The sequence below is a fragment of the Massilia scottii genome (assembly GCF_030846495.1).
GTDB classification, from domain to species: domain Bacteria; phylum Pseudomonadota; class Gammaproteobacteria; order Burkholderiales; family Burkholderiaceae_D; genus Telluria_A; species Telluria_A violaceinigra.
Window position 1 is genome coordinate 115227 of the sequence record NZ_JAVCWM010000005.1, and the last position, 11586, is coordinate 126812.

Consider the following 11586-nt stretch of genomic DNA (forward strand, 5'->3'; position numbering starts at 1 on the left):
TTTAACATCCGATCTTTACTACTGAGCAAGCGATAACCGCTTGCTCATTACGTACTGTAACCCCGGGGCGCGGCGGCATCCATACTGGCTGCCCAGGAACATGTCCAACATCCGGCTTTACGTTGGTGTAAAACTCAAATCCTTGCCGGCCTCCTGGCAAGGGGCCCTCATAAGCTTTTACTTTTGGGAACGGCGAAGCCATATAATTTGTTGAAGGATTTCCCAATAACTCACCAGACTCTTTAATCGCCTTGATTGAGGCTGGAGAATCTCCCAGTCGATGATATGGCCCAAACCGCTCCACCGCGTCTACTTTTGACGACAACTTGGGAGCTAAGTTTGCTTGTAAACCTTCAGACAGTGCCACAGCCTCTTTTGCGCTCAAAGCAGTTTGGGTAGCAGCTCGACCTCCCTGAAATCCACCGCCGGTAGCGACGGTCATGACCTGCTCGGCCAGCATTAGTCCGGAGTGCAAAATAGCACCGCCATAGTTACCGTTAGAAAAATCCGTCCGAGCATCATCCCACTGAACTTGGCCTGGAATGACGGCTCTCATCACGTCAGGGCTCCTGACTACATTGCCTGCCGTCGGAGTGTCCTTTTTTGGAGTCTCGGTGGTTTCTTTTTTACCTGCGGCAGTGCCTGTCGCGCCACTTTCCGGATTGACATAAATATTCATCCAGCCCGAACTACTACGCCGGACTGCGTCTTTATGAACCACCTCCGACTCAAACCCGGTGGGATCGGTTCGGTTGGTCGGATTATTCAGAACATAACTATAACGGTTGTAGCTCTGCCCGTTCATCGGATCCTCGATCAGAAGATCGCCCGACAGGAAACGCGCCACCAGGGGATCGTACACCCGGCCATTCATATGCACCAGATCGAGTTGATCCAACATCTCATGCCCGGTAAAACCACGGTTGTCGACTTTTCCATCGATACAATCCGGCGTGACGTTTCCTGCTGGAAGCGGACCACAGCCCGCAATGCTCTGCCCCACTGTCCCGCCGGTCAGCGAGCGCCGCTTGCCCCACGCATCGTAGGCGAGCTTTTCTTCAAGGTTGCCAGCCTGATCGCTGATGCCGATCGGACTGCCGAGGTGGTCGTCATGGGTCCAGTGATATGTCGCAGGCGCGCTGCCGACATCGATCTCGACGCCGATTCCCTGTGGCCAGTACGTTTTGACCGTCAGTTCGCCATTGGCCTTGCTCTCCACTTCCTGGCCGCCCGCGTACACCACATTCGTGCCGTCACGCCATCGGCGCCGCGCTTGTGGGCGCTTCGGCGCCCGTATCGGTGCGCGTCGACTCCCATGGCGCGCGGCTCGACGGCGGCTTGGAACTGCTGTTTGGCGTTTGATTGAGCCGATCCCGCGACTTGCGTAATTCCGCCAGGGCGCGAACCAAGAGATCTTCCATTTGCGACGGTGTGAGCGAACTCACCCACTCGTCGCTCATCTGGCGAAGATCGTGATCGGTAAGTGGGGTTGGCTTTATTGGCATCATTGAGCATTATGCAATATCAGCAACTTCCATAGTGAACTTATTTGGCTTTCTCATGGGGGGAAGTGAACGGCTACGTTTATGGTGGTGGCATGGCGTATCGCCCACCTGATGAGATTGGGCAGAACCTGCCCCGATCTGGATGCGGAACTGTTCTTCGATCCCGATGAAATTCAAGCCGCTTACCTGTTGCACGACAAAGTGCCGCCGGCCAAGCCGACGCTGAACGAGGTAGTGCGTCGAATCGCCTGCATTGGCGGCTTCCTCGCTCGCAAAGGCGATGGCGAACCCGGCGTCAAAACAATCTGGCTCGGACTGAAAGACGTCCACGTTGCGGTGAAGACGATGCGTGCCATGCGCCGATTAGGCGGTTAAACGACTTGTGTATAACGAGATGGGTTATTCCCTACCACCTTCTATCTCAGCCCTGATGGCATTAATGAGCACGCCAAGATATTCCTGCTCGATGTCCTTCTTCTCCACAACCCGCGCTGCAACAGGGATGATCTCCTCACCTTTTTCATAATCAACAAGGTGATATTCGATCATTCCCGTACTCCAAAAATACAAGAATCCTCCACGCTTGGCTGAATCAAATTGAATTCCTTCGAGCTCACCAAAATCACCATTACTTGCTGAAATTCGTTTCATTTCAAAATGGTCACTGAACAGCGCCTCGAAGTCGTCTAACGCCTTCCTTGATTCAGAAAAAATTGAAGTCATTGTTTAACCGCCTGGATATGGGAGAGATTATCAACCTGGGGAAGCTGTTGGCCGCCCTGTTTCTGCAGCATAAACTGCATGGACCGTGGTGCATTCGGACCAATTACCTTGAACCACTCGGCTTGACCTCCTTGAAGTAGGCTGCTCTTTGGCACAGAAAATTCAACGTAGACGCTTCCCGAAGGTGCCTGCTTCGCAAACGAAGCTGGTCCGCTGGTTGCGATAGAGGTTGCGCCACCAGCCCCTTCCTGCATCCGCCCCGTCAGTTTCATGGCCTGATACTCAGCAGGCGACATCCAGCGCCCGACTCTAACCGTTTCCGCTCCAGTCTTTGCAAGCGCGGCCGCGCCATTCGCTGCCGAACTCCCACTGCCCCCAGCCCTGGGAACACCCTCGGCCATTCCTTGCATCTCAGACCCGAATCCAAGGAATGCCAACATAGCCCTTCCAAGCGCAGTCCCAGCAAACCAGCCACCGGCGAGAGGGGCAGCGCCCACTGCAATACAAGTTCCTTCGTTACCATGGCACGACGCAGCCTGAGCAACATATCGGTTTGGACTCGAGACCATGGCCTCCCGAATTATGTCGTCCCTGCTAGCACTACCAGCACCTCCCGCGTTTGCCGAACTGTCAGCTTTTTGTGCACCGTCCTTATTCTGCTGTTTATTACTAGCAGTTCCGGCACTATCTCCGGGATTCTGATACACCACCGAGCAATACCCTCCTTTCCCAGCACATGGTGCAGGTTCCGGAGCGATTTTCGGGTTGCTATCCTTGGGTCTCGGATTCGGATCGAATCCGGTTGGGTCTGTCATATTAGTTGGGTTATTCAGCACATAACTATAACGATTATAGCTCTGCCCGTTCAATGGATCGGTGATCATCGGGTCGCCTGACAGGAAGCGCGCCACCAACGGATCGTACACCCGGCCATTCATGTGTACCAGATCGAGTTGATCCAACATTTCATGGCCTGTATAGCCCCGGTTATCGATCTTTCCGTCAATGCAGTCAGGGGTGACGTTGCCAGATGGCAGTGCACCACAGCCAGCAATGGTTTGCCCCACTGTCCCGCCGGTCAACGAGCGTCGCTTGCCCCACGCATCGTAGGCTAGTTTTTCTTCAAGGTTACCTGCCTGATCGCTGATGCCGATCGGGCTGCCGAGGTGATCATCATGGGTCCAATGGAATGCCGTGGAAGCGCTGCCGATATCGATCTCGACGCCGATGCCCTGCGGCCAGTAGGTTTTGACCGTGAGCTCGCCATTGGCCTTGCTTTCCACTTCCTGCGCACCTGCGTACACAACACTCGTACCGTCACTGCGGTTCTGCCGGGTACGCTGATGTTCCGGGCCATACACGAAGTTTGCAGTAATGCCGCCTTTGCCAATCTGAATCGGCATATCGAAACTGTTCCAGCTGATGGTCCTCCCTGCCCCAGTGAGCAGGTTGCCATTGGCGTCATAGCCAAACGCGCCGACGCCCGAAATGTTGTGCACTGCGTGCGGACGCACGGCGCTCGCGCCTGGCGCCGGATAGACGTAGGTGCTGCCACCGCCGACATTCGATTTCGTCTTCAGGTTGCCCGCGTCATCATAGGTAAAGGTCTGCTCGGACTGTCCCGCCACTTGGCTGGTACTAAGGCGGTTCAGTTCATCGTACTTGAACGTTTCCTGGAAGCCGACGTTGTCCCAGTAGTGGGTACGGTTCGTCACGCTGCCGATCACGTCGTACTGATACCCCTCAGTCAGGCGCGCTGCCCCGGCGCTGGTCTGCAGTGATCCATCCTCAAGTCGTCCTGTGTAGCGGTTGTAATTTTTCTTTTGCGTCAAGCCATTTCCAAAGACGACTTCCGTGACGCGACGTGAAGCATCCTGCGCCGCGATTTTCATCAACACAACAGCTTCGCGCTGGACCCGGTCAACCTCACCGGTCTTGCCGTAGTAAGTGATGAACCGTTTCGACGGACTGCTTCCCCGTGTGTACGCCTCAACGCTCGGGCGCCCCCATTCATCGTACTCGCTCAACACGGTGTAATCGCTTCCGGTCAAGGTCTGGGTCGTCAGGAACCGACGGCCCATATGATCGTAGGTGTGAACCCGGCGATAGTCTTTCGCGCTGCCTGTCATGGTGTACGCTTCCGCCAGCTTGCCAACACCCCGGGCCGCCGTATCAAAAATCCAGTAGCTCGACAGGTCGGGTTCCAGACGCTGCGTCATGCGGTCGAGCGCATCATAGACAAGTGTCGTCTGCTGGCCGCGCTGCTTTTGCAACGGGTTTTGTTGACGATACACGCGTCCAACCGGGTCGACGTTATACGTAATCGTCCCCAGGTCGGGGTCGACCAATGACTTTTTTCGGCCCAGCAGATCGTAACCGACGCGAATCACGTTACCGGCAGGGTCGACAGTCTTGCTCAGATTGCCAAACGGTTCGTACTCGAAGCTGGTAGTCTTGTTCTTTGGGTCTCGCACCGAAATTAGCTGCCCGAGCACATTTTTCGTTTCAACACGCGTCTGCTTTAGGGCATTAGTGAGCGTTGATATGGCCCCGTTGTACACCGTGGTCGTGGAATGTTGAGCCCCTGCCTCATCCATGGTAACGACACTGAACGGCCGGTTTAGATCATCATAGTTGGTGCGGCTCGCGAGGTAGGCGGGAGCGTTCTCGAAGCGAGGGTGGTCAACCTCCACCGGGCGCATCCGGTCATCGAAACGCGTGCTCGTGATAATCGCGCGCGGGGTCACTCCATCCAGCCCCCAAGTCAGGGTACCGACACTTTTCCCCGCACTGTTGAGATACGTAACAAACGGAGCGCGGATGCGATTAAGTCCGTTGAAACTATCGGAAACTTGTGCAGCGACAGCGTCCGCAGGGCAGCCACCGTTACACAACTTAACGTAGGTTCGGGTTGAGGTACCGTCTGGCAGGCGCTCCTCATTGATGCGCCCGAATCCGTCGGCCGTCGACGTGGTGATCAAACCGTTGATATCGACCTGGCGTTTACGCGCACCCGTGCCTGGATAATACTCCGCGCTCTGCTGATGGCCGAGCGCATTCTTGACCGTCAAGCCGAACCGTCCCTTGGCATCGAAGCGCGTGTCGCTCACGGTACGTGTGCTGGAACAAGGCGCTGGAGGTACGCAGCCAGGCTGCTGCCACGTTTCGATCTGCTGGTTAACGTGACCGAACACATTCCCGGTCCGGTCGTAGGTCGTCACAACGCGGTAGACCGGAGCGTTGGGTTCCACAGTTTTTGTCGTCAGCGCACCGGTGGCCGGATGATGGCCATACGCGACCGTACGGGTCAGGGATACGCCATCAGCGCCCTTGCGGGTCTGGGTTTCGAGCGTGCTTTTACCCAGCAACCACGCCGCACTGTCGTTAATAAATTGGCGAACAACGCTGGTCGTAAAGGTGCCACCAGTGCCAGTCACTTCTGAATCTTCTTGATTCGGATTACCCCATCCATCTGTGTAGTGACTTGTTACTGTGGCGAGGCCGAGATCGCTACCATCGAGGTCACGTTTTTTGGTGACAGATTTTTTGGCATAAACAACACTGGTTTGCGCACCATTCGTATGATTAACCGCCTGCTTTTCGTTCAGCATCTCGGTGTTATTCACAATCACGAATGCAGGGGTCGTCGTCGAGCTGCGCATCGGCATTCCCGTAAACGGGAATGCTTGATTGTAAGTTGTCGCCGTCACTATACCGGTTTGGACATCAGTGCTCCACACTGTATTAAAGCCACTCGAACCGCGCCCGGATGCATCAGCCACGGCGCCTTTATAGCGGTAATTAGTTCTCAGCCAGCCGCCCTTGCCGTTACTTTGCCGCAATTGCTTCACCATGACGCCTGGCGTTGTAGGCACGAGCGGGTATGCCGGGGGCAGCTGCGAATTGGCATAGATATCGCCGGGGGAGGTGGCCGTCGGGATAGCGTCAAAGCTTCGATACACGTCAGCATCGTCCGCACGCGCATACTCGACCTCATCGCGTCGGCCGAGCCCGTTTGTTACCGCCCTGATTTTATCTTGCCATGCAGGACCAGCCAAGGTCCACACCGTACGCGTTATGGCATTATGATCGGACATATCCAGAACGCCATCGCCGTTATAGTTCAGCTGTATCTCCCTAGAAAGAGGTGGGCGAGCATTTGCGATTTTTTGACAAACAAACGTGCCATCACTATAACGACACAACGCAGGGGCATCACTAGTGCCGCCAAAAGCGTATGTCATGCCATCGCCGAGGTAATCCCCCAAGTCACCGCCCGCTTTAGCGTGTTGACAATCGATCCCGGTTTCTTTGCTCAAGCAGACCGTCGTTCCATTGCCAAGACCTGTACCTCCCCCCCAATAGAGAAAATCATCCAACCCATCGCCGTTTATATCGCCCGTTGCTTTCGAGCTGCCAAGTTTAACCAAGGAAGTCGTCGCACCTGGTTGATACTCATCAAACACCGTGTCGCAGAGAATGATTTCCCGGTTCCAGCAGACGGTAACCCCTTGGTAAGTGGTGATAACGTACGAACGATCCCAGCTATCATTCCCCCCGCGGTTATTCCATACGGAGTAAAAATCGCTGATATCGTTGCGTCCAACTGACACCGATGCAGGATTAAAAAAACTCTTATCGTTGATACTTCCGTAATGCGGTGCTGCCGGCTTACTGTGGACCACTTTGCGCTGAATACATTTAATGCTGTCGATTAGATCGGAATAATGGCAATCCGTTACCAATCCGAAAAGAATGTGTTTCTTTCTGTCATTGTTGACTGCTACCAGCTTGGGAAATCCGCCCAAGGTTTCCCAGTTCCAGTTTCGGCAATCAAAATCTACATTGCCATCGCGCGCAATAATATTGAGACAATACGCTTGTGCTGATGCAGCCCCCGGGTAGTTACTGCCAGCCACAATATCATCCCGGCCGTCGCCGTTGATATCGCCAAATATCAGTGCGGTCGTCAATTCAGGAAGTTTAAGAGTCCGGTTAACGATAGTTCCATCCGGCATTAAGATGCGAATAGGACCTGTCATCACGGTATGCGCGGCAGTCATGTCTACGTCGCGATGACCGCCTACCTTCTTGTCACAATCCCCCTCGCATTTTTTAGCTGTCATCGTACTTATAAAACTCGACCGGCCATTTCCATGCAGGTCTCCCTCAAAATGTTTCTGAAGGTAGGTGCTTGGCATATGTGGGGGAGGAAATGATCCAATTTGCTGAAAACTCGGCGCAGGTGCAATTCCCCACTCAAAGGTTGTTTTCGGCAAGCATTCGCGCGCGCCCGTCCCCGGATTAATCGCACAAGCTTCCATCGACTCGAGCATGCTGCGCCCGCTGTTGACGCTATGCGTGTAATTCAAGCGGTGATCGCGTACCAGTGCCCCGCCGCTGCCGTCGGCGGCGGTATCGGTAAAGGTGGAGACCTTCATCAGGCGGCTGCGCAGATCATTACGCCCGCCACCGATGTATTGAATCTGCGCATCGCTGCGCGCTTCATATGCAAAACGCACCGCCAGGTCGGCGGATTGCCCCGCCGCAGTGTTGGCGCCGTAGCGTATCTGCTTGGGCGTGTATTCGCCCGTGACACCATCCTGGTTGTACTCGACCGTCATGTAATTGCTGTGACGGTCTTCCGTGCGCGCCAGTGCCCACAGCAGGGGCTGTCCGGCCTTGCCATTCGGCTGCGCGATCGCATTACCTGTGCTGGTGCCGTAGTAGTGTTTCAGGCCATCCTTCGCTTCCATCAGGAAGCCGCCATTCGGCAGACGGGTGAAACGGCTGAAGCTTTCCAGCTCGGTGCGGTACTGCGCGCCTGCGGCCCAGTACGCGGCATCGATAGCCGCCACGTCGGTACCCGGATTGGCCCCATCGGAGCGCACCAGGCGTTGGCCGTTGATGCACAGGCGGTCGGCATTATCAAAACTGATGCGGCCCGGCACGCCGTCCTGGGCGATCGTCTTGGGGCAGCGGTTGATCGTCGTCAGGCCGCCCAGCGACCAGCCCAGGCCGAGCATGCCGTTGCTGCCTTCGCTCGAATAATTGAGCGTCAGCGATGGAGCCATGCCGCCCGTGCCCGGTGGCACAGCCAGTGGCACCACGTATTCCGCATTGCCGTTCTTGCCGACAGTCAGGCTGCCCGGCAAGGTACCGGCATCCTGGTTGTCCAGATGCGGTGGCGTAATATCGACGGGAATCGGTCTCGTCTCGATAGGCGAGCCGGACACCGTCACGGTGGAGATGGGCGACATGGTGACAAGGACGCCGCTGCCGTTGTAGCCCCCGGCGGCAAACTGCAGCTTACCGTTTGGAACAACCATCGGCATCGCAGTCCACGTTCCATTCGCGTTGTTGCCGGTCGCAATGACGCGGCCATTCAGGAAGAACTTGACGCTGGCAATGTTAACCGTCTGTCCCGTCGCCGTGGCCGACAACGACACTTTCTCGCCATTGCCGATCACCGCGCCGTTTTGTGGCGACGTCAGCGTCAAAAACGCTGTCGGCGCGCCCGTGATGGTGATCATGCTTGTCGTCGAGTACAGCGTGGTATTACCCTTGCGCACGCGCGCCACCACCGGAATCGGCGTCGCACTCGCCGTCAGGCCGGTCTTGCTGGCGTAATAGGTGTTTGGCTCGGTATCGAGTTCACCTTTAATCCATTCGCCATTGATGCTGAACGACACTTCGTCATACGGGCCCACGCCGTTGGTCATGCGCGCGCGCATGAAAACCGGACCCGGTGCCGGGTACTTGTCATTGTTCAACGGCGTCGTCAGCCCGATGCGCAAGCTGCCCGGGATCGTGCAATGGTTCTCCTTGCATGGGAGAATGACCGGAACCGCAACTTTGGGGATGAATGCGCCCACGAACAGTTGACGTCCGGCGTGCGAGGCCGTGTACGGCGCAAGGTTCACCACAAAATTGCGCCCCATTCCAGGGCTTCGGCACGTTGCCGAAATCGCTGCACTATCGGGCTCGGTACTAACATTGGCCTCCCCCGTTGTCAGCAGGGTGCCACCGAGTGCCGTCGTTGGCGCATCGACCATCACCTGATACCTGAGGATGGGGCCCAAGCTTTCGCATGCCCAGCCAACCAGCTGCGGGTCACCGGCGGCGTTCAGGCGCACACCGCTGACTTCACCTAGCAATGCGCTGTTAACGACGTTGACCAAGGCCCCTTCGGAATCCGTCGAGGCACCCAGATCATCGGTGACTCGCGCCTTGAAGCGCCAGGACCCTCCCCCGAGCGATTGGGGAATATCGATAGACAGCGCCTCGGTCGCCACATCCATTTCGTGTACGGGATCGTTCAGATAGCCCGACGCACCGGCGCGGAAAATCTTCAGTTTGCTGATCTTGCGCCCGTTGCCCTTGGCCTCGACGTGCAACGTAATGATGGAAATCCCGTTGGCGGCTACACGCGCATTGGTGGGTGTCGCGCTCAACTCGACCGTCGGTCCGCTACCGCTGATTACTTCGACCAGGACGTTGGGTGTCGGCTCGCCGAACGGTTGGCCGGCAGCGTTGACCATCTGCCACTGAAGGTTGTATTTGCCCGGAGTCGACGGCGCCACGATGGGCGGAATGAACGTCACTTCCCGTCCAGGCGGAATCGGGCCGGGCAGCATGCTGGCACCTACATTGTTCCACAACCGGGTGTCCGACGGATTTTGCGATCCAAGTTTATAGCCCGCTCCCGCAACAGTGCCAAGCTCCCAGGTGGTCGTCCCGTTATTCTGCATGGTGACGTCCATATTGTATGGCTGCCCCGCACGCAAGACCCTCGGCGCGCCCTGGCTGATGAACTTGGCCATGTCGCCGGCAAACGCTTCCACCACCTTGATCGCCCTTGCCGGGCTGGTCACAGTTTGTCCCAGCGAGTCGGTGACGCGAATGAACAAGTTCTGCGATCCCACCGGCACATTCACCGTCTTGTCGATCAGGGGAACAGTTCCCATGGCCGCCAGCACGACGTCGCCGTTAAGAATTTCAACCTTGTTAATTTGCTGGCTACCCATCGCCGTCGCCGTCGCGGTTACCCTGACCTGCGCGATCCCATTGACGGCGTAAAAGGTCGTGCCTGCCGCTGGCCCGGTGAAGTCGATGGTCGGGGGTGGGGTGTCAGTGACACTGATCTCCGAAAGTGCAGTCAGCACGCTCACTTGCCCGCTACTGTCGGTGGCGCGCATCCAGAGCTGGTACAGCCCTTTGGGCAGATACACCATCTGGTTGACGTTATCGCTATTGAAGGTGGCCAGTACCCTGGTGGTCAAATCCATCAACTCCAGCTTGACGACTCCCAAGCCGCCCGATCCCATGCCTCTCGAAATCACGCGTACGTTAGGCGCATTTCCGGATAGATAATAGGTACCGTACTTTACCGGGGAAGACAGAGTAGCTACCGGGAGTCCAGGCTTGGCCACATACACATTGGTACGCACGATATGTTCACGGTAGCCACTATCAACCGCTCGAATCGCGATGGAATGCGTCTTACCACTTTCCAATTTCATCGGAAAGGAAATGGTTGGCGAGTTGGTGTTGGAATGGGCGATGCCGGCACCATTGTGGACGAACATCATGATGATCGGCAGCCCGCCCACAGCCTGCCCAGACACCGTTACCGTGCCCGTATACTCGCCACCCTGAACAGTACTGTTCAGATTTGGCGAGAGCATCGTGACCTCAGGCAGCGCCGGATCGCCGGGTGCCGGCGGGGGCGGTGGTGGAATCGGAAATTCGTATCCTTTGTTGGGAGATAAATCGCCGAACCACTCCACCCCTTCCTGGACCATTCTCCATTGAAAATTCACCGCTCCCCCGCTGGCTGGCGGTGAGATACTGAAGACAAAAAGCCCGACTTCGCCGGGTGCCACATAGGACGACCCCAGCGGAATGCGTTTTTTGCCCCAGAGGGTGTTGTCGCGATAATTTTCCGAACCCAGATAGTAGTTGCCGTCCTGCGTCCACGTCGTGGTTCCCGTGTTCTTCATCTTCAACGTGATGAGAGCCGTCTCGCCGGGTTGCATCGTGCCCGGGATGCTCTGGGACACGAACTGGGCATTGTTACCCGCATGGGCCTGCGACGCAAAGCCCAGCATGCACAGCACGAGCAAGCCGCTCAGGAAGGCAGCGACACCAGTACCCATCATTCCTGACAATATGCGAAGGAATTGAGCGTGCAGCGATGGCTTGCCGGGATGATCCTGCAACGAAGTGGCGTAGAACAAAGTACTCTCCAGAAACTAAAGAACGCGCGTCAAACAGCAACGCGCAAAAAGCCGCCTGCACAGCCGTGGGCCGCGCAGAAATCCGCTTTCAAGAACGGTAAGGAAGATGGAAAACCAAC

4 protein-coding genes and 1 pseudogene are annotated in these 11586 nt (G+C 56.5%); 1 reads left to right on the forward strand and 4 read right to left on the reverse strand.

Features of this window, described 5'->3' with window-relative positions:
• Position 1 precedes the first annotated feature (1 nt).
• Both RBA41_RS08245 and RBA41_RS08250 read right to left on the reverse strand, forming a co-directional pair.
• Positions 2-1219, reverse strand: coding sequence for an RHS repeat domain-containing protein (locus RBA41_RS08245; RefSeq protein WP_306622939.1), 1218 nt, complete (start codon positions 1217-1219; stop codon positions 2-4).
• Positions 1220-1253: 34 nt separating this feature from the next.
• Entirely contained in the window at positions 1254-1460 is a 207-nt protein-coding gene (locus RBA41_RS08250; protein ID WP_306622941.1) for a hypothetical protein, read from the reverse strand.
• A gap of 117 nt (positions 1461-1577) precedes the next feature.
• On the opposite strand from RBA41_RS08250, the pseudogene RBA41_RS08255 reads away from it, so the two are divergent.
• A pseudogene (locus tag RBA41_RS08255) lies at positions 1578-1880 on the forward strand (IS4 family transposase); the annotation flags it as partial.
• A gap of 24 nt (positions 1881-1904) precedes the next feature.
• Here RBA41_RS08255 and RBA41_RS08260 read toward each other — a convergent pair.
• On the reverse strand, positions 1905-2228 hold the full coding sequence (locus RBA41_RS08260; protein WP_306622943.1) for a hypothetical protein: 324 nt from the start codon (positions 2226-2228) through the stop codon (positions 1905-1907).
• Entirely contained in the window at positions 2225-11467 is a 9243-nt protein-coding gene (locus tag RBA41_RS08265) for a TreTu family toxin (protein ID WP_306622944.1), read from the reverse strand. Before RBA41_RS08265 ends, RBA41_RS08260 begins: the two co-directional genes overlap by 4 nt.
• Positions 11468-11586 lie beyond the last annotated feature (119 nt).

Excerpts from the sequence above, each read along its gene's own strand:
- RBA41_RS08250 (WP_306622941.1), bottom strand. The coding sequence starts at position 1,460 with ATGAGCGACGAGTGGGTGAGTTCGCTCACACCGTCGCAAATGGAAGAT.
- RBA41_RS08260 (WP_306622943.1), bottom strand. The coding sequence starts at position 2,228 with ATGACTTCAATTTTTTCTGAATCAAGGAAGGCGTTAGACGACTTCGAG.